The following is an 18,869-nucleotide window of genomic DNA, read 5'->3' on the forward strand; positions in this document are numbered from 1 at the left end:
GTCTACGCGGTTCCGCGCGGCACGTCGAAGCGGGTGAAGGCGCTCCGCTTCGGCAGCCGGTAGGTCTCGCGGCCGGTGACGGCGTTGAGGATCGTGGCGTTGCGTACGGCGCCGATGTCCAGGTTCGGCGCCGAGACGCCGTGGGAGTGGACCTCGGCGTTGGCGACGAAGACCCGTCCCGTGACGCCGTCCGCGAGCTCGACGGAATGGTCGAGCCGCACCTTGTACCGGCCCCGGTCGTCGCGCCGGATCAGGCCGTCCACCGGCTCCATGAAGGCGGGCGCACGGTTGCGGTAGCCGGTGGCGGCCACGACGAGGTCCGTCGTGTGCTCGAAGCGCTCGCCGGAGTCGCGGTGCCGGCAGACGAGGACCGTCCGGCCCGAGGCCTCGGTCCTCGCCGACTCCACGGTGGTGCCGATGCGCAACTCCACGTCGGCGAGGCCGTGTTCGAGCTGACGGCGGTAGAGCAGTTCGTGGATCTCGTCGAGGGTGTCGGTGGAGATCCCCTTGTAGAACTGCCACTGCTCGCCGACGAGCCGGTCCCGCGCCTTCTCCGGCAGGGAGTGGAAGTACTGCATGTACGCCGGGGTGGTCATCTCCAGGACCATCCTGGTGTAGTCGAGCGGCGCGAAGGACGGGGTCCGCGTCAGCCAGCTCACGGCGGGCCCGCCGTCCAGGTTGCGGCCGAGGAGGTCCACGACGACCTCGGCGCCCGACTGGCCGGAGCCGACCACGGTGACCTTCCCCGCGCGGGCCACGTCCTCCGCCCGGTAGAGGTAGTCGGAGGTGTGGAGCAGGGCGGAGGACGGCAGTGCGGCGAGGGCCTCGGGCACGTGCGGCGCGGTGCCGATGCCGAGGACGAGGTTCCGGGCGGTCATCCGCAGCCGGGTGCCGTCGCCGCGTACGACCTCCAGCGTGAACCGTTCGGCGGCGGCGTCCCAGTGGACCTCCGCGACGCGGTGCGAGAAGCGCACGGAGGGGAGGCGGGCGGCCGCCCAGCGCAGGTAGTCCTCGTACTCGCGCCGCGACGGGAAGAAGTTCTCCCGGACGGTGAAGGTGTAGAGCCGGTCCATGTCGTGGAGGTACTCCAGGAACGACAGGGGGTGGCTCGGGGAGACGAGGGTGACGAGGTCGGCGAGGAAGTTCACCTGCATCGAGGCGTCGCCGAACATCATGCCGCGGTGCCAGGTGAGTTCGGGCCGCTCCTCCAGGACGACGAGGTCGAGCCCGTCCACGGTGGAGGCGAGGGCGGCGAGCCCCAGGTTGAAGGGGCCGCAGCCCACGGCCATCACGTCGTGCTCGGTGGTCGCGGGAGTGGTGCTCATCCCGGCATCGCCTCCTCCGCGCGCGGGCGCACCATCAGGGCGGCGGTCTTGTCGGGGAACTCGACCTTCCCCGCGGGCCGGAAGCCGGCGGCCTCGAAGGCGCGCAGCGACGGCTCGTTGGTGATGTCGGGCTCGGCCACGACCCGCACGCAGGCGGGGTCGGCGGCGAGGAGGCCGTCGGCGAGGACGCGCAGGAGGGTCCGGCCGAGGCCTCTGCCGGTCTTCTCGGCGTCGCCGATGGCGATGTGCAGGCCGAGGTCGTGAGGCAGGTGCGGGTAGTGCCCGGCGAGCCGGTCGCGCATCACCCGGTAGACCTCGATGTACGCCAGGGGCCGGCCGTCCAGGTCCACGATCACCGGCAGGATCGCGTCGCCCGCGAGGTGGCCGGCGATCTCCTCGTACCAGCGCTCGCGCGGCCACGCCTGGTGCCAGAAGGCGTCGATGTGCGGGGACTGCATCCAGCCGTGCACGAGGTCCAGGTCGGCGCCCTCGGCGCGGGCCACCCGGGCGGTCCAGCGCCCGCCGAGGAGCGGCAGCGGCGGCCCGGGGACGGTCGCGTCGTGGGCCTGCGGGTCTAAGGCGTTCATGCCGTGGCCTCCTTGAGGGGGTTGGGGGCGTCGAGGTAGACGGACTGGGCGTCGAGAGGGGCGAGGACCTCGTCGATGCCGTGGAGGCGGGTGAGGAGGTTGCCCTTGCACGGCAGGGTGTCGGCGGTGAGCCAGCGGCGGGCGAGCCGGTCGCCGTCGGGGCCGGCCTTCGCGAGGGCGGGCAGCGCCGCCCGGAGCCGGTCGGCGAGGACGCCGAGCAGGACGCGCTCGTCGGCGAGGCCGTCGACGGCGAGGCAGCCGACGACGGAGAGGGCCTGGTTGCGGAGCAGGTAGTAGGAGAGCCGGTCGTCGACCAAGGGGTCGTCGACGACGGCGAGGGTGGAGGTGTCGGCGCCGAGCCTCTCCAGGAGGCCGGGCAGATGGGAACCGGCCAGGTAGTAGCCCTGGTTGTCACGGAAGGTGGCGCCGGTGACCCGGCCGTCCGCGCCGAGCCGGACGAGGGTGTTCTGCTGGTGGGCCTCCAGGCCGATGCCCGTGGCGGCGTAGAGGTGGAGCATGGGGACGAGGACGTGGTCGGTGTAGTCGGCCGTCCACCGCTCGGCGGCGCCCGGTCCGAGGGCGGCGACGAGTTCCCCGAGCGCGCTGCGGCCGAGGCCGGGGCGGGGGGCGACGAGGCCGACCAGGCAGCGCAGGTCCGCGATGTCCCGGGGCACCTCGCGCACGGCGACGTCGAGCCCGGTCACCTCGGGCCCGCCGGGGCGGCCGGGTTCGTCGAGGGCGATCCAGGCCGGGTCGCGGGTGATGGCGAAGCCCGGGTGGGCGGCGAAGGTGTCCGCCGCGTAGCCGGCGTCCAGGAGCCGGTTGATCTCCAGGCCGCGGCGGAGTTCCGTACGGGTCGACTCACGGCGCGAGTTGGTCAGCCGCAGCCCGAGGGAGAGCTTCAGCATCACCTCGGCGCCGGGCCGGTACACGGTCCGCACGCTGGAGGTCGGCCACCACTCCTCGCCCAGCTCGCCGAGCGGCTCCAGGGCGCCGGAGGCGATCAGCGCCTTGACGCGGGGCCGGTGCAGCAGGTCCCCGGCCTGCCACGGGTGGGCGGGGACGAGGACGCGGCCCGGGTCGGGGCGGCGGCCGGCGAGGTCCGCGAGGAGTTCCACGGTGTCGCGGCCCGCGAGGGAGGGGGCGCCGTCGACCGCGTCGTGGGAGACGACGGAGGCGTCGGCGGAGAACCAGTGCAGGCGGAAGGAACCGCGCAGCTCCGGCGAGAAGGCGGCGGCGTCACGGTCGGAGATGCCGTCGCGGCTCTTGGGCGCCGGGTGGTTGAGGTGGCCGAGGAGCAGGGCCTGTTCGGCGTCGAGGAAGCCGTCGGTGCCCTCGGGCGGGAGCGGCCGGGCCCGGCGCTCGGCGAGGAAGGTGGTGACCCGTCGTACGGACTCGGCGGTGCGCTCGACCAGGTCGGCGACCTCTCCGGCGGGAACTCCGCCGGGCCGGCCGCCGCCGCGTACCGCCGCCTCGGTGGAGAGCAGCGCGACGGCCGTCACCGGGTCGGCGGTGGGGCCGAGCGGGCCGCCGGGGCCCTCCAGGCGGGCGGGGCCGAAGCGGTGCCAGCCGGTGGGCGAGCAGTGGGTGACCTCGGTGACCAGGGCCAGGCCCGTGGTGGGGAGTTCGACCCGGAGCGGTCCTGGGGCGACGGGGGTGCCGGTCTCGCGGAGCCAGCAGCGGAGCAGGGCCTCGACGTGGGCGTGCTCGGCGGCGCCGCGGGCGTCGGCGTCGTGCAGCGGGTCCGGCCGGGTGGTCGCGGCCGGGTCCGCGGGGGCGGGCGGGGACGGGGTGGCTGCCGCCGGGGTGCTGGGGCTCATGCGGCGTCCTCCTGGATCTGTCGTGCGCAGGCGCGGCCGGCGTCGAGGACGGCGTCCACGAGGCCGTCGATGTCGTCGGGGGTGGCGTTGGGGTTGAGCAGGGTGAGTTTGAGGCAGACGCGCGAGGGCGAGCCGGGGCCGCCGGTGCGGACCTCGGTCCGCCCGATGAGGGCGGTGCCCGTCTCCAGGAGCCGGCGGCGCAGGGCGCCGTTGAGCTCGTCGGAGGCCTGGAAGGCGGTGTCGGCCGAGGGGGCCGCGGCGCCGTCGGGACCTTCGTCGGTGGAGCCGGGCGCGCCGGTGTCGGCGGAACCGGTGGTACCGGTGGCGGACCCGGTGGAAGCGGTGACCGCGACGTCGGCGCCGACGGAACCGGCGGAACCGGCCGTGCCGAACCCGCCGGAGCCCGCCCGGGCCGCCGCCGGGTCCTCGCCGGTCCCCTCGGGGGGCCGGGCGTCGGTGCCGCCCGCCGGCCGTTCGGCCGCACCGGCCCGGGGCTCCTTCGGGTCCGCCCCCCGGTGGCGGAAGACGACCGTGGTCAGTTCGGCCGGGGCGACCAGTTCCAGTTCGGGTTCGGCGAGGATCCGCCGCTCGGCGTGGCGGGCCAGGTCGTGGCAGGTGTCGACCATGCGGCCGAGGCCGGACCTGCCGTACGTGAGGAGGGTGGCGGCGGCCTTCACGGCGTCGGGGCGCCGGGTGGTCTGGAGGCTGCGTCCGAGCAGGCCGTCGAAGCCGGCCTCCCCGTCGTCCTCGGGGTTGAGGTAGGCGACCTGGCGGTCGAGCGCGGAGAAGGCTGCCGGGTCGGAGACCAGCAGCACGCTGCAGGCCGCCGGCTGCCAGCCGATCTTGTGCAGGTCCAGGGTGATCGAGTCGGCCAGCTCCAGTCCGGCGAGGCGGCCGGCGAGCCGGTCGGAGAACAGCGCGCCGAAACCGTAGGCGGCGTCCACGTGCAGCCAGACGCCGTGGTCGGCGGCGATCCCGGCGATCCGCGGCAGCGGGTCGACGGAGCCGAAGTCGGTGGTCCCGGCGGTGGCGACCACCGCGACCGGGGTCCGGTCGGGGCCGAGGGCTTCGAGGGCGGCGGCCAGGGCCTCGGGCCGCATCCGCCGCCGCTCGTCGACGGGCACGGTCCGTACGGCGGCCTCGCCCAGGCCCAGGGCCGCGCAGGCCCGGTGGGTGGAGAAGTGGGCGAGCTCCGAGCAGAACACCACGGGCCCGGGCAGGGCGGCCACACCGTGCTCGCGGGCGTCGACGCCGCGCCGCAGGGCGGCGGCGTCCCGGGCGAGCAGCAGGCCCATCAGGTTGGAGAGGGACCCGCCGGGGGTGAGGACGCCGTCGGCGCGCTCGCCGAGGCCGGCGAGGCGGGTGAGGACGCCGATGAGCCAGCGTTCGACGGCGATGGCCGAGGGGCCGGAGTCGTACGTGTCGAGGGAGGCGTTGCCGGCGCTCGCCAGGACGTCGGCGGCGACGGCGACCGCGAGGGAGGGTGGCTGCAGATGGGCGGCGGCCCGGGGGTGGGAGAGGTCGATGCCGTGCTCGGTGAGGAGGGTGGCGAGCCGTTCGAGGGCGGCCTTCTGGCCGAGGCCCTCGGCGGGGAGTTCGGCCGGCCCGAGGGCGCGGGACGCGGCGGCCAGGACCTCGGCGGGGGTGCCCGCCGGTATCGGTCCGTCCGGCCTGCGGGCCGCCGAGGCCGCGTCGGCCGCGCCGGCCAGGGCGGTGAGGACCTCCGCGAGGCCGGTACGGGAACCGGCGAGGGGGACGGCGGCCGCGGGGGGCGCGGCGGGGCCGGGCCGGGTGGCCGGCACGGGGCGCGCGCGGGTGAGTGGGGTCACGAGCGGTACTCCTCAGCCTTCGGCGAGCGGGTTGGGGTGCGTGCCGTTCGGGTACAGCGCGTGGCGCAGGGCGCGGTCGCCGTAGCGGGTGACGACGATCCGGTCGCGGTTGAGCCCGTACCGGGGGATCTCGGGGGTCAGCAGGTCGTACTCGGCGAACCGGTCCTCGAGCTCGGGGAAGCGCTTGCGGAAGCGCTTCTGGAAGTCGAGGATCGTCCGCCGCACCAGGCGCCAGAACGTCTTCTCGGGTACGCCGAGCTGCTCGGCGCAGAGCGGGGCGAGGTAGCGGAAGTGGCCGACGAAGACCTGGTCGACCACGTGCTGCTTGATGATCGAGGGGTGCTTGCGCGGCAGGACGTGGTCGTGTCCGTCGGGCTCGGGTCCGCGCTCGGGTACGTCGGTGAAGGAGACGCACACGTCGTCCACGAAGTCCTTGAGGTACAGGCGGACCGGGACGTCGTTCTCGTCGTAGCCGATGAGGGTGTTCTGGCCGTGCGGGTTGAAGGTGACGCCGTACCGGTAGAGCACGTGCATGATCGGCGCGAGGAGGGTGTCGAAGAGGCGCCGGAGCCAGAGTTCGGGGTCGAGGCCGGAGGAGCGGACGAGTTCGGCGACGAAGGCGTCGCCGGCGGCGTCGACGTGGAGCAGTGAGGCGAAGGTGCGGACGCGCTCGCCGGGGTCCTTGCGGGCGGTGACGGAGTCGCGCCAGATGCAGCCGAGGGTCTCCAGGTGCTGGTAGGGCGCCTCGTCCAGGGTGGAGAGGTAGGGGTGGCGGACGGTGACGGAGGCGACCTCGCCGAGGAAGACGGTGCGGCACTCGTCGGTGAGGTAGGGGTCGCGCTCGACCAGGCCGCGCAGCCACTGGGTGACGACGGGGGCGCCCATGGTGCAGTGCGGCGGGATGCCTCGCCAGACCAGGGTGTTGAGGATCTTCAGCGGGAGTTTGACGTCGTGGCGGGAGGGCTCGGTGACGTTGGCCATGGTGCGGATGGACTGGCCGGGCAGGTAGGCGTCGGGGCTCTCGCCGAGCGGGATGATGCGGCGCTGGGCGACATCGGCGGCGTGCAGGGTCTGGACGGCGTGGTCCCACTGCCAGGGGTGCACGGGCATCCAGACGTACGCCTGGGGGTCGACCCCGGCTTCCTGGAGGACGGTGGTGAACCGGGTGCGGGTCTCGTCGTCCAACTCGGCTTCGAGCACGTCGTTTTCGGACAGTTCCGAAGTGCCGCGGAACTCGGCGAGTCCGCGGTGGACGGCCACCCACCGGAGGGTGAGCGTCTGGGCGGACTCGGGGGCGTACCGCCGGACGTCGGTGGCCGAGAAGCCGATCCTGCCCTTGTTGGCGACGAGGAGGTTGTGTCCGGTCATCCGGCACTCCAGCTCCGTGTGCCCGAGGGCGCGGAGTTCGGCGACGGTCTCGCCGCCGTGGGTGAGGCGGGCCGCGTCGACGGCGAGGGTGGCGGAGAGTTCGGTGAAGTAGGTGGCGACGGTCGAGGCGTCGCTGTCGATCGTGGAGGCGGCCTCCATGAGGAATTTCAGCGCGTCCCACGCGGGTTGGGCGATGCTGTTGCCGAGCATGCTGGTGGCGGTGCGGGTGATCGAGTCGGGGTCGACGCGCAGCCAGCCGAAGGCTCCGGGGGTGGCCCTGAAGGCGTAGGTCGTGCCGCTGTCGAGGTCGATCCGGTAGTCGCCGTCGCCGGTTCCGGTCGCCTTGAGCATGTCCTCGAAGCACCACTCGCCGATGGCCTTGGCGAGAAGGCGCCGGTTGGCTTCGCGCCAGGCCGCGGGGTCCACGTCGGACAGCGCGGGCACGGGGTGGTCGGTGGGGTGGGGCATCAGGCGGCTCCGCAGTCTGTCTGGAATCGATGTGCTCGAACGCCTGGACGCCCAAGCGGGCGCTACATTAGGTTAGCCTTACCTAATGATCAAGGTCAACTTTCAGACAGAGAAGGCCAGTTGTCGACGTCGGCCCGGTGCGAGGTGGACATTCGCCCTCGTCAGCGCGGGGGGCGTGATGATGACCCTCGACGTGACCGTGGTGAACGTCGCCCTCTCCGACGTCGCCCGCGATCTCGACGCCGGGCTGGGCCGGGTGCAGTGGACGGTCTCGGCGTACTCGCTGGCGTTCGGGGCCCTGCTGCTCACCGCCGGCGCGCTCTCCGACCGCATCGGGCGGCGGTTCGTCTTCACGGCCGGAATGGCCCTGTTCACGCTCGCCTCCGCCGCCTGCGGCCTCGCCCCGGACGCGGCCACCCTCATCGCCGCGCGGGCCGCCCAGGGGCTCGGCGGGGCCATGGTGTTCGCGCCGACGCTGGCGCTGATCGCCGCCGCCTACGAGGGCGCCCGCCGCCAGGCGGCCATCGCCTCGTACGCGCTCGTGGCCTCGGCGGCCGGCGCCCTCGGCCCCGTCGTGGGAGGCCTGTTCGCCGAGGCGCTGGGCTGGCGCTGGATCTTTCTGGTCAACGTGCCCATCGGCCTCCTGGTGGTGGCCGGCGCGCTGACCCGGATGCCGGAGTCCGCGGCCACCGGCACCGGCGCGCGGCGGCGTCTCGACCCCCGCGGCTCGCTGCTCGCCGTCGGCGCCCTGCTCGCCCTGCACTACCCGCTCGTCACCGGCCCGGAGACCGGCTGGACCGCGCCGCCGGTCCTCGGCTCGGCGGCGCTCGGCGTGCTCCTCACCGCCGCCCTGGTGGCCGACCAGCGGCGCGGCGGCGGGCTCATCGACATGACGCTGCTGCGGATACGGGCCTTCTCGGGCGCCGCCGTGCTCGGCTTCCTCGCGCGCCTGTCCAGCCTCGGCATGCTGGCCTTCCTCACGCTCTGGCTGCAGAGCACGTACGCCTCCACGCCCCTCGAGGCCGGGCTGTGGCTGCTCCCGCTGACGGGCAGTCTGCTGCTGGCGGGCCTGTTCGTGAACCGGCTGCAGAAACTGTTCCCGCCGGACGCCCTGGTGGCCGCCGGCTTCGCCGCGCAGGGCATCGGCCTGCTGGCCCTGGCCGGCGCGGGGGCGGGCGCGGGAGCGGCGGTCCTGGTGGCCGGACTGGTGCTCCTCGGCGCGGGCGGGGCCGTGATCTTCCCGCCGCTCATGGGGGTGGCGGTCGGAACCGTGCCCGAGGAGCGGGCCGGAATGGCCTCCGGGCTCACCAACGCCTGCTACCCGCTGGGCACCGCGACCGGTGTGGCCCTCTTCGGGGCCGTGTTCGCCGCCCGCCTCGACAGCGCCCTCGCGGCCGGCCCGGCCGGCGCGCCCCCCGTGCGCGAGGCCGTCGAGACCGGCCGCTTCGAGCTCCTCTCCCCCGCCCTCCGGCCCCTCGCCCACGCGGCCTTCTCGGACGCCTTCACCACGGTCTGCCTGGCGGCGGCCGCCCTCTGCGCCCTGGGCGTCGCGACGGCCCGCACCCTGAAGCCCGGCCCCGCCCCCGCCGCAGGCCCGGCACCGGTCGCCCCCGTACGGGCGGCGGAGGCGTCCTGAGCACACGGCCTCGTACGCCGCCGGGCCCGGGCGCTCTCCGGCGTACGCCGCGGGGCGCCCGGGCCCGGTGAGGGGGCCGGGCGCCCCGGCGGAGGGTCCGCGCTTCCCCGTCACGTCCGGCGCAGGAGCCACACCAGGTACGGTGCCCCCAGCAGGGCCGTGACGATGCCCACCGGGATCTCCGTGGGGGCCAGCAGCCAGCGTCCGAGGGCGTCGGCGGAGACGACCAGGACCGCGCCGAGGACCGCGGCCATCGGGATCACGCGGGCGGTGCTGTTGCCGACCACCCGGCGCGCCAGGTGGGGAGCGACCAGACCCACGAAGCCGACCGCGCCGACGGCCGCCGCCGTGCCGGCCGCGAGCACCGCCCCCGCGCCGAGGACCAGGAGCCGGGCGCGGCCGAGGTCGAGGCCGAGGGCGCGGGGCAGTTCGTCGCCGAGCGACAGGAGGTTCACCGGGCGAGCGGCGGCGACCAGCAGGACCGCGACGACCGCCGGGACGGCGAGCCAGCCCAGTGCGGTGAAGTCCCGCCCGTACGTGCTGCCGGCGAGCCAGCCGAGCGCGGACGCGAGGTTCATCTGCGCGCCGACCACCAGGATGTTGACCAGCGCCATGGAGGTGGCGGCGGCGCCGATGCCGACGAGGACGACCCGGGTCGGGTCGATCCCGCCGCGTCCGCCGCTCCGGGTGCCCCGCGCCACGAGGACGACGAGGATCAGCATCAGCACACCGCCGACGGCGGCCGCCGCGGGCAGGGCGGCCAGCGGCGCGGCGGGGACGGCCAGGATGACCGTGATCGCGCCGAGGGAGGCACCGCCGGTGACGCCGACGAGTCCCGGTTCGGCGAGCGGGTTGCGGACGACGGCCTGGACGGCGACGCCCGCAACGGCGAGGCACGCCCCGGCGAGGGCGGCCACGAGGACGCGCGGCAGCCGGAAGGAGATCACCGCTTCGGTGATCTGCTCGGCGGAGCCGGTGAGGGCCGCGCCGAGCTGGCCCCAGCTGACCGGTACGTCTCCGACGCGCAGGGACAGGGCCATGGCGGCGGCGAGGGCGAGCAGCCCGGCGCCGAGCGCGACGGTGTAGCCGGGCGCGCGCCGCCGGTCGGAGACGACGACGGCCGCTCCGGTGTCGGCGTCGCCGGTGCTGACGCGCCGGGCCAGCGCCATGAAGACGGGTCCGCCGATGAGTGCGGTGACGACGCCGACGGGGATCTCCGCGGGCTGGGTGGCGGACGGCGTGACGACGATCTGGGCGGCGGCGTCCGCGCCGAGGACCAGGGTGGCCGCCAGCAGGGCCGCCATGGGCAGCAGCGCGGCGTGTTTGCGCAGGCCGAGCTGCCGCACGATGACCGGGCCGATCAGGCCGACGAAGCCGATGGGGCCAGCGAGGGAGACGGCGGCGGCGGACAGCAGCACGGCGAGGAGGAAGGCGGCGGGGCGGATGCGTTCGACGCGTACGCCCATGGCCTGCGCGGTCTCGTCACCGAGGGCGAGGAGGTCCAGCGGGCGGGCCAGGAACGGGGCGGCGACCGCGCCGGCGAGGACGACCGCGCCGAGGACGAGCGGCCGTTCCAGGTCCGACTGGAGCAGGGTGCCGTTGCCCCAGAAGAAGAGTCCTCGGGTGGCCTGCACGTCGAGCATCTGGAGGAACTCGGCCGCCGAGGTGGCGGCGAGCGCGACGGTCGCCCCGGCGAGCAGGACCCGGCCGGGGGTGAGGACACCGCCGCCGGTGAGCAGGTGGACCAGTCCGACGGCGAGGAGTCCGCCGAGGAAGGCGGCCCCTCCGGCGGGGATCGGCCCGAGGCTCACGCCGGTGAACGCGACGAGCACCACGGCGAAGTAGGCGCCGGCGTTCACGCCGAGTGTGTCGGGGGCGGCGAGCGGGTTGCGGGTCGCCCCCTGGACGAGGGCTCCGGAGACACCGAGCGCGATGCCGACGACGAGGCCGGTGAGGGTGCGCGGCAGCCGGCTGCCGAGGAGGACGTCCCGCGTGCGGGCGTCCCCGTGGCCGAGGAGCAGGTCCAGGATGTCGCCGATGCCCACGCCGGAGACGCCGAGGCCGAGGTGGACGACCGCGACCGCGGCCAGGGCGAGGGACAGGCCACCGCCCACGAGCAGGGCTCGTGGGCGGTGGCCGAGCGGACCGGCCGCGGTGGCCGTGAGTCCTTCCGCGGCCATCAGACCTTCAGGGCCTTGCCGGTCTCGTCCAGGACGTGCATCGCGGACAGCGGTCCGCCGAACAGCCAGGTGCCCGGGTCGAGTGCCAGTGCCTTGTCGCTCTTGACGAAGCCGAGGCCCTTCCAGACGGCGTTGCCCGCGAGGGCGCCGGTGAAGGGGTTGTCGTTGTCGGCGGCGACGTACAGGAAGGTGGCGTCCTTCTCGACCTGCGTGAGGCCCTCGACGCCGACGGTGGTCATGCCCCAGGCGTCGGCCTGGCCCTTCCAGCCGTTCTTGAGGCCGGCCAGGTTGAGCACCTGCGGGGCGATGGCGTCGTCGGTGAGCATGCGGATGGAGGCCGCGCCGTTGGCGGTGAAGCCTTGCGCGAGCGCGTACTTGAGGCCGCTCTTGCCGGCCTTGTCGAGGCGGCCCTTGAGGTCGGCGGCCTTGGCGTCGATCCGCGCGTTGACCTCCGCGGCCTTCTCGGCCTTGCCGACGGCCTTCGCCAGCTCGGTGAAGTTCTTCTTCATCGTGGTCAGCTGGGGCTTGGTGGTGTACGTGAAGGAGAGGACCGGCGCGATGGCCTGGAGCTGCTTGAGATTGGCCTTGGAGCGCTCGTTGTCGATGACGATGAGGTCCGGCTGGAGGGCCTTGATCTTCTCCAGGCTGGGCTCGTTGCGGTTGCCGACGTCGGTGACCTGGGCGGGCAGGGCCGCGCCCTCGGCGGTGATCCAGGTGCCGTAGCCCTTGTTGTCGGCGTTGCCGGCGGGGGTGACGCCGAGGGCGACGAGTTCCTCGGCGTAGGTCCACTCCAGGGTGACGACCTTGGTGGCGGGCTTGTCGAGGCTGACCTTGCCCAGCGCGGTCTCGACGGTGATGCCGCCCTTCGCGGAGGCGTCCCCGCCCGGCTTGGTGTCCGCGGTCTCGCCGACCGTGCCGGAGCCGCAGCCGGCGGCGGCCAGCACGACGGCCAGGACGGTGCCGCCCGTGGCGAGGGCGCGCAGCATTCTCTGCATGGTGGGTCTCTCCTTGTGTACGTACGGCCGTGCGGGGACGGGTCGTTCGGGTACGGGTCTGCGGGCGGGTCCGGCGGTGCGCCGGGCGGTCCGGGGTACGCCGCGGCCCGCCACGGGGCGGGGGCGGGGGCGTACGGCGGGCGCCGGGGCGACCGGTGGCCCGCCGGGCCGGCTCTCCGGCGGGGCGGCTCGGGAAGCCGGGTCAGGGCGAGGCGGCGGAGGCTCCGGCGCGCTGCGGGAAGCAGGCGAGGTAGCCGGTCGACGGGTCGCGGACCACGGTGACCCGCAGCCCGAAGGCGCGCTCGATGACGTCGGAGGTGAGGACGGTCTCCGGGGCTCCGGTGGCGGCGACCCCGCCGTCGGCGACCACGACGACCTCGTCGGCGTAGGCGGCGGCCTGGGTCAGGTCGTGGAGGACGACTCCGCAGGCGATGCCGTGTTCGCGGGCGAGGCGCCGGACGACGTCGAGCACGTCGAACTGGTGCCGCATGTCGAGGTAGGTGGTGGGCTCGTCGAGCAGGAGGACACCGGCCCGCTGGGCCAGGACCATGGCGAGCCAGGCGCGTTGGCGTTCGCCGCCGGAGAGTTCGTCAAGTCGGCGGTCGACCAGGGGGGCGGCGTCGGTGACGTCGAGGGCCCAGTCGATGGCCTCGGTGTCCTCGGCGGTGTGCCGGGCGAGGGCGCCGCGGTGGGCGTACCGGCCGTGCCGGACGAGTTCGCGAACGGTGACTCCGGCGGGTGCCTGGGAGGTCTGGGGGAGGAAGGCGAGGCGCTGGGAGAGTTCCCGGCGGGCGAGGGAGCGCAGGGGCTCGCCGTCGATGCGGGTGTCACCGGCGAGGGGTGGCAGGAGGCCGGCCACGGTCCGCAGGAGGGTCGACTTGCCACAGCCGTTGGGGCCGACGAGGACGGTGATCTCACCGGCGCGTAACGCGAGGTCCACCTGCCGGAGCACCGTGCGGCCGCCGTGCCCGACGTCGAGGCCGTTCGCCACCAGGCGGACGTCGCCCATGGACATCACGCTCCTTCCCCTTCGGCCGAACTGACCGCGCCACCATACAACTTAGGTAAGGCAGACCTTAGGGCTGGTTCCGTGTTCGTCCCGGCTTGTGACCATGTCGAGATCTCCCGCACGACCGCGCGCCCCGCACGCGTCCGCGCGACCCCTTGTCCCCGGTACGGCGGAAGGGGTAGGGCGCGGCGGAGCGTACGGGGCGGTGGTACCCGGTCGGTGTGCTGCGCTCAACTGCGGCGTACGGCCCCGGAGATGAGCTCACCGCCCGGCGCGTGGGCGGGCGCCGCCGCGTGGACGGCCTCCGGAACGGGCGCCGTGCCGTCGCCGGCGACCGGCAGCCGGTAGAGGGCGAAGGCGCGGCCGATCACCGGCTGGGCGACGTTGCGGACGCGTACACCGCCCGCCGTCATGCCGTGTTCGGTGCCGAGGTGGGCGTGGCCGTGGACGGCCAGGTCCGCGCCGGCCCCGTCGATCGCCTCGGCGAGCAGGTAGCTGCCGAGGAAGGGGTGGATCTCCAGGGGTTCACCGGCCAGCGTGTCGGGCACGGGCGCGAAGTGGGTGAGGGCGATGCGGACGGCGCAGCCCGCCGCGGAGAGGTCGCCGAGCGCGAGCGCGAGCCGTTCCGCGCTGAGCCGGGTGGTCCGGACGAAGGCCTTCATCTCCGGTTCGCCGAACTCGCCGGCGCTGCGGCCCACGAAGCCGCCGCAGAATCCCTTGACCCCCGCCACGCCGACCTTGTGCCCGGCGACGGGCAGCACGACGGCGTCCCCCTCCAGGACCGTGATGCCGGCGTCGGTGAGGACCTGGGTGACGGCCGCCTCCTCACCGGAGTGGTAGTCGTGGTTGCCGAGGACGGCGACCACGGGCACACCCGCGTCCGCGACCTCCTCGGCCACCACCCGGGCCTCCTCCACGGTGCCGTGCCGGGTCAGGTCGCCGGCGAGCAGGAGCAGGTCGGCGCGGTCCGGCAGCCCGGCGAAGGCGGGCCGGAGCACCCCGGCGCAGTCGGGCCCCAGGTGGATGTCGCCGACCGCCGCCACCCGGACGACGGCGCCGTGCCCGTCGGAGCGGGCGGTCTCGGACGTGGGGTCCGGGCCGGGGGCGGGATCGTGCGCGGGCCCGGCCCCGTCCGGCGTCGTGGTGAGCGGACGGCCCGGCGTGTCCGGGGTCGTCGGCGGCCTCGTCACGGCAGTTCCTCCCAACGGTCGGGTGCGTCGGCGCAGGCCACGACGAGATCGGCGCGGACCGTGAGGCCCGCCAGCTCCTCGCGGGCCAGGCGCAGGATCTCGTCGCGCCGGGACGCGGTCGGCACGGTTCCGGTCAGCAGCACCGAGGTCCCGCGCTGTTCGACCTGGACGCCGAGCTCGGCCACGTCGTCGGCGGCGAGCCGTTCCCGCAGCCGCGCGATGCGGTACTCGTCCTCGTGGGGCGCGGTGAACTCGATCATCATTCCGGCCCTCCTCCTCCGGCCGGGCGGGGCGCGCCCGGTTCCGCCTGCGCCGCGCCCGCTCCCGGCGCGCCCGCAGGCTCTCCCGCCGCGCCGCCCGCCGGCGGGATGACGTCGAGCAGTTCGAGCAGATAGAGGAAGGCGGCGGCCATCGGCAGGCCCTCCGTCTCCTCGCGCACCCGCTCCCACGTGACCCGCTCGCGCAGGCCGCGGGCGACCGGCAGCAGGGCGCCGAAGTCGCAGTGGTGCTCGGAGAGGGCCGTGAGCCGGCTGATCATGAGATCCGTCGGGTCGATGACGGGCATGTGCACCGAGTCGACGGGCAGCGTCCAGGCGCGTTCGAGCAGTTCGGTGGTGACGGGCCGCCCGGCGAGGGAGAAGATCAGGTCGATCTCCTCGCCGCCGCTGCGCGCCTTCACCAGCCAGTCCTCGGGCGGGTCGATGACCAGGACACCCTTCTCCCGGAGGAGTTCGGTGACCGTGTCGGCGTCCTCGCGGCGCAACACGAAGTCGGTGTCGTGCTGGAGGCGCACGGGGATGCCGTACGCGTACGCGGCCACGCTGCCGACCAGGGCGAAGGGGCAGCCCGAGGTCTTCAGGAGGGCGGCGATCTCCTTGGTCGTCTCCAGGATCGCCTGGGTGTGGTCGGGCGGCAGCACCGGCATGCGGGCCCCCGTCTCCACCACCGCTCCGGCACCGCCGCCGGCGTCGTCCCGCCGGCCGTCGGCGCGTGCCGCGCGGGCGCCGCGACGCCCTGCCGTGAGGTTCATGAGGCCCTCCTCTCGTACCCGGTCACCTTCTGTCGTGGGGGCCGGAGCCCTGCCTGTACCCCGTTCCTCCGGAAGCATCCCCGCGCTCACGCGTCACCCCTCTGTCCCGTCTCGTCCCGGCCCGCGCCGGAAAGGTCGTCGATCGGCACCCGCAGGGCGCTCCTGCCCGCCTCCCAGGCGCCGGTGATGTGCGCGGCCAGATCGTCCTCCAGGAGGCCGGTCGCCTCCACGCCGAAGACGACGTCGCCGGCGAGTTCCGGTTCGTCGGCGAGCAGGCCGCCGACGACCTCGCGCCGAACCAGCTGCTCGTGGACGGCGTCCGCCTCGACGTGCTCGTCGTAGAAGTGCACCGCCGCCTCGCCCGCGCCGATCCGGCGCATCGCGGCGGAGATCCGGGCCGCGGCGGGTGAGGAGGTGATCTCCAGGGCCGCGAAGTGGCCGACCAGGGCGCCGCGGCGGGCCCGGTGGAGCCCGAGGAGGGACATCAGGTTGACCGTGGCCAGCGTCTGGGCGCCCGCCGCCTCCAGGTACCGCCCGTAGGAGGGGTCGAGTCCGAGGTCGCTCATCAGGTCGGCGAAGAGACGGGCGTGCATGGCCTCGGCCCGGCCGCAGCCGAACTCGTCGTACTCGATCGCCACCATGGCCGCCTTGGCCCGTCCCCGCAGCCGGGGCACGACCCACAGGTGGGGGTCGGCCTCCCGGAGCTGGTACACGGAGCGCAGGGCGGCGTACTCGCGCAGCTGCTCCCGCGTGCCGTCGCGCACGAGGTGGTCGGAGACGCCGTGTCCCTCGGCCGGTTCGGTCAGGAGCGCCGCGAAGGCCTCGTCGACATCGGTGAACCGGCCGCAGCGGTCGCGCAGCGCGTCCTCGAAGCGCTCCTCCATGAGGGAGCGCAGCCGCAGCAGGTCCGGGTCCCACTCGACGGCGTCCGGCACCTGGTCGAAGCCCCGGTAGTGCAGTTCGTAGGCGAGGTGCAGCGCCAGCTGCAGGTCCTCCGCGTACGGGTCGGCGCCGACCGTCGACCGGCGGTCCGGCAGGCTCCGGCCGACGCCTCGCAGATAGGCGTGGACGGCCTCGGACAGCTCGCCACGGGGTGGCGGCAGCTGGGGGCGTCCGGTGTCGGCTCGTACTTCCGTCCCTTGTGGGACTGTGATCGTCATGGCAGGCCTCCTCGCCAGGGTGAGGGCGGGTGCCAGGCGGGTGCCCCGTTCCCGGCGGCCTATGCCTGACCGGGGCGGACGGCCTGGCGGGACGGCCGGCATCCGGGCCCCCGGGGGGCCGCCGGTACGGGCGGATCGCGGCCGGGGGCGGTTGCGGGGCGCGACCCCCGGGCAGTCGCTCCGCGTCCGCCGGGCGAGCGGCGGCGTCCGGGAGGCATCCGATGACCGGTGCGAAGGAGAAGGGCCCCGCCGGGCCCGAGGCCTACGACGCGACGCCGTTCCTGCCGGCGCGCGGGGACCTGGAGGCGTACGCGCGGGCGGCGGCCGGGTGCGAGGGATGTCCGCTCCACCGGGAGGCGAGCGGGACGGTGTTCGGCCGGGGAGACCCGCACGCGCGGATGATGCTGGTCGGGGAGCAGCCCGGGGACCGGGAGGACCGGGAGGGGGTGGCGTTCGTCGGACCGGCCGGACGGCTGCTGTCCAGGGCGCTCGGCGAGGCCGGTATCGACGAGGACGGCCTGTACGTCACCAACGCCGTCAAGCACTTCAAGTTCACCCGCGACGAGACGCGCAAGCGGCGGATCCACAAGACGCCCACCGTGCGGGAGACGCTGGCCTGCCGTCCGTGGCTGACGGCCGAGCTGCGGCTGGTCCGCCCGGAACTGGTGGTCGTGCTCGGCGCGACGGCCGGCCGTGCGCTGCTGGGGCCCTCGTTCCGGGTCGGTACGGACCGGGGCGTGCCCCGGCCGCTGCCGGACGGCGACGGCGCGGTCCGGGTCCTGGCGACCGTGCACCCCTCGGCGGTGCTGCGCGCCCGGGACCGCGAGGGGATGTACGCGGGGCTGGTGGCCGACCTGCGGACGGCGGCGGACGCGCTCTGACGTGCCGGGGCACGCACTCCCGCGGCACCCGGGCGGGCGACACTCGCGCCCGTTCGGCCGAGGGTACGCCGCCGGGGCCGCGCGGCCGTGCATGGTGGGGCCGTGACGACCATGTGGAAAACGGCCCCGGAAGGCCGACGGGGCCCGCGCCGTCGCACGGCGTTCACCCGCGCGGCCCTCGGCGCCCTGCTCGTCGCGGCCGTGCTGACCGGCTGCGGGGCCACGGCCCCGCGCGAGGACGGCGCCCGCCGCGCGGCGGGGCGGTTCACGGCCGCGCTCGCCGCCCAGGACTTCGGCGCCGCCTGCGGTCTGCTGGCCCCCGGGAGCCGGGACGAGCTGACCGAGGACGGGAAGGCCCCGTGCGACCGGGCACTGCGCTCCCTGGAGCTGCCGAGCGGCGGCGGGACGCGGGCGGTCGAGGTCCACGGGCGCCAGGCCCTGCTCCGTACCGGCGACGACACGGTGTTCCTGTCCCAGTTCGACGAAGGCTGGCGGATCACGGCCGCCGGCTGCGTACCGCAGCCCGACGACCAGCCCTACCGCTGCGCGCTGAAGGGATCCTGACCATGAAGGCGGTGTTCATCGGCTGTCTGGCCGTCATCCTCGGAGGCCTCGCGTACTTCACCGCGATCGGGGCGATGCAGCGGTGACGCCGGACGGCACGCCCCGCACCGGCCACCACGGCGGCTTCTGGCGGTCGAACAGCCTGACGCTCACCTTCGGCGGCGCCTTCCTGGTCGTCCTCGCCGCACAGGCCGTCGCGGGGCACGCCGAGTTCAACGAGCAGCTCGCCGTCGAGGGGCTCCAGCGGATCGGCCTCGGCCCGTACCTCATGTCCTCGGACTTCGCCGTCGACGTCACCGAGAACTGGCAGTCGGAGTTCCTGCAGTTCTTCCTCTACGTGTACGGGACGGTCCATCTGCTCCAGCGCGGGTCGCCGGAGTCCAAGCCGCTGGACCGGGTGGGTGTCGAGAGCGAACGCGACCAGCGCGTCGGCGAGCACGCGACGCCCGAGTCGCCGCGCTGGGCGGCCGACACGGGCCGGCGCCAGGCGGTGTACGCGCACTCGCTCGGCCTGGTCATGGGCGGCCTGTTCCTGCTGTCCTGGCTGGCCCAGTCCGTCTCCGGGGCCGCCGCGCACAACGGGACGCGGCTGCGGCAGCTCCAGGACCCGGTGAGCTGGTTCTCCTACCTCGGGTCCGCGGACTTCTGGAGCCGGTCCCTGCAGAACTGGCAGTCGGAACTCCTGGCCGTGGCCTCCATGGCGGTGCTCTCCGTCTACCTGCGCCAGCGCGGGTCCCCGGAGTCCAAGCCCGTCGGGTCCCCGCACCACGCCACCGGCGTCGAGGGCTGACGCGCACGGGCGGGGCGGCGTGGAGGCCGCCCGCCCC

Annotated in this window: 16 protein-coding genes; 4 read left to right on the plus strand and 12 right to left on the minus strand. The window is 74.8% G+C overall.

Features of this window, described 5'->3' with window-relative positions; genetic code table 11:
* Positions 1-2: 2 nt before the first annotated feature.
* The 5 genes from ACFY60_RS28040 to ACFY60_RS28060 are packed head-to-tail and all read right to left on the minus strand — an operon-like array spanning position 3 to position 7,397.
* Entirely contained in the window at positions 3-1,325 is a 1,323-nt protein-coding gene (locus ACFY60_RS28040; RefSeq protein ID WP_388616369.1) for a lysine N(6)-hydroxylase/L-ornithine N(5)-oxygenase family protein, read from the minus strand.
* Complete coding sequence (locus ACFY60_RS28045; protein WP_388616371.1) at positions 1,322-1,912, minus strand: GNAT family N-acetyltransferase; 591 nt, start codon at positions 1,910-1,912, stop codon at positions 1,322-1,324. The genes ACFY60_RS28040 and ACFY60_RS28045 overlap by 4 nt, the downstream gene beginning before the upstream one ends.
* Positions 1,909-3,732, minus strand: a complete 1,824-nt coding sequence (locus tag ACFY60_RS28050) for an IucA/IucC family protein (RefSeq protein WP_388616374.1) — start codon at positions 3,730-3,732, stop codon at positions 1,909-1,911. Before ACFY60_RS28050 ends, ACFY60_RS28045 begins: the two co-directional genes overlap by 4 nt.
* Complete coding sequence (locus tag ACFY60_RS28055) at positions 3,729-5,561, minus strand: pyridoxal phosphate-dependent decarboxylase family protein (protein ID WP_388616377.1); 1,833 nt, start codon at positions 5,559-5,561, stop codon at positions 3,729-3,731. Before ACFY60_RS28055 ends, ACFY60_RS28050 begins: the two co-directional genes overlap by 4 nt.
* A 12-nt stretch (positions 5,562-5,573) precedes the next feature.
* Positions 5,574-7,397: an IucA/IucC family protein gene (locus tag ACFY60_RS28060; RefSeq protein ID WP_388616379.1), complete on the minus strand. Its 1,824-nt coding sequence runs from the start codon at positions 7,395-7,397 to the stop codon at positions 5,574-5,576.
* Between the two features lie 178 nt (positions 7,398-7,575).
* Here ACFY60_RS28060 and ACFY60_RS28065 point away from each other — a divergent pair, with 178 nt between their 5' ends.
* Positions 7,576-9,033 carry an MFS transporter gene (locus ACFY60_RS28065; protein WP_388616382.1) on the plus strand — a complete coding sequence of 486 codons (1,458 nt, stop codon included), beginning with the start codon at positions 7,576-7,578 and terminating at the stop codon, positions 9,031-9,033.
* 110 nt (positions 9,034-9,143) lie between these two features.
* Here the strand turns inward: ACFY60_RS28065 and ACFY60_RS28070 are convergent, their stop codons facing one another.
* The 7 genes from ACFY60_RS28070 to ACFY60_RS28100 all read right to left on the minus strand — a co-directional run bounded on the left by ACFY60_RS28070 (position 9,144) and on the right by ACFY60_RS28100 (position 16,597).
* Positions 9,144-11,213 (minus strand): iron ABC transporter permease, encoded by a 2,070-nt coding sequence (locus ACFY60_RS28070; RefSeq protein ID WP_388616385.1) that lies wholly within the window; start codon positions 11,211-11,213, stop codon positions 9,144-9,146.
* Positions 11,213-12,208 (minus strand): ABC transporter substrate-binding protein, encoded by a 996-nt coding sequence (locus ACFY60_RS28075; RefSeq protein WP_388616388.1) that lies wholly within the window; start codon positions 12,206-12,208, stop codon positions 11,213-11,215. The genes ACFY60_RS28070 and ACFY60_RS28075 overlap by 1 nt, the downstream gene beginning before the upstream one ends.
* 202 nt (positions 12,209-12,410) lie before the next feature.
* Positions 12,411-13,217, minus strand: coding sequence for an ABC transporter ATP-binding protein (locus ACFY60_RS28080; protein WP_309051637.1), 807 nt, complete (start codon positions 13,215-13,217; stop codon positions 12,411-12,413).
* 230 nt (positions 13,218-13,447) lie between these two features.
* Positions 13,448-14,260 carry a metallophosphoesterase gene (locus ACFY60_RS28085; protein ID WP_388616508.1) on the minus strand — a complete coding sequence of 271 codons (813 nt, stop codon included), beginning with the start codon at positions 14,258-14,260 and terminating at the stop codon, positions 13,448-13,450.
* A gap of 143 nt (positions 14,261-14,403) precedes the next feature.
* Positions 14,404-14,670, minus strand: coding sequence for a BON domain-containing protein (locus tag ACFY60_RS28090; protein WP_388616391.1), 267 nt, complete (start codon positions 14,668-14,670; stop codon positions 14,404-14,406).
* Positions 14,667-15,437 carry a nucleotidyltransferase family protein gene (locus tag ACFY60_RS28095; protein WP_388616394.1) on the minus strand — a complete coding sequence of 257 codons (771 nt, stop codon included), beginning with the start codon at positions 15,435-15,437 and terminating at the stop codon, positions 14,667-14,669. The genes ACFY60_RS28090 and ACFY60_RS28095 overlap by 4 nt, the downstream gene beginning before the upstream one ends.
* Positions 15,438-15,523: 86 nt before the next feature.
* Complete coding sequence (locus ACFY60_RS28100; protein WP_388616397.1) at positions 15,524-16,597, minus strand: iron-containing redox enzyme family protein; 1,074 nt, start codon at positions 16,595-16,597, stop codon at positions 15,524-15,526.
* Between the two features lie 221 nt (positions 16,598-16,818).
* Between ACFY60_RS28100 and ACFY60_RS28105 the strand changes: the two genes are divergently transcribed.
* The 3 genes from ACFY60_RS28105 (at position 16,819) to ACFY60_RS28115 (ending at position 18,832) form a co-directional block, all read left to right on the plus strand.
* Positions 16,819-17,478, plus strand: a complete 660-nt coding sequence (locus tag ACFY60_RS28105) for a UdgX family uracil-DNA binding protein (RefSeq protein WP_388616400.1) — start codon at positions 16,819-16,821, stop codon at positions 17,476-17,478.
* Between the two features lie 111 nt (positions 17,479-17,589).
* Positions 17,590-18,042, plus strand: coding sequence for a hypothetical protein (locus ACFY60_RS28110; RefSeq protein WP_388616511.1), 453 nt, complete (start codon positions 17,590-17,592; stop codon positions 18,040-18,042).
* A gap of 82 nt (positions 18,043-18,124) precedes the next feature.
* On the plus strand, positions 18,125-18,832 hold the full coding sequence (locus ACFY60_RS28115) for a DUF6766 family protein (RefSeq protein ID WP_388616403.1): 708 nt from the start codon (positions 18,125-18,127) through the stop codon (positions 18,830-18,832).
* The last annotated feature ends 37 nt before the right edge of the window (positions 18,833-18,869 follow it).

It is taken from the genome of Streptomyces sp. NPDC012827, from assembly GCF_042900905.1.
In the GTDB taxonomy this organism is placed as follows: Bacteria; Actinomycetota; Actinomycetes; order Streptomycetales; family Streptomycetaceae; genus Streptomyces; species Streptomyces gulbargensis.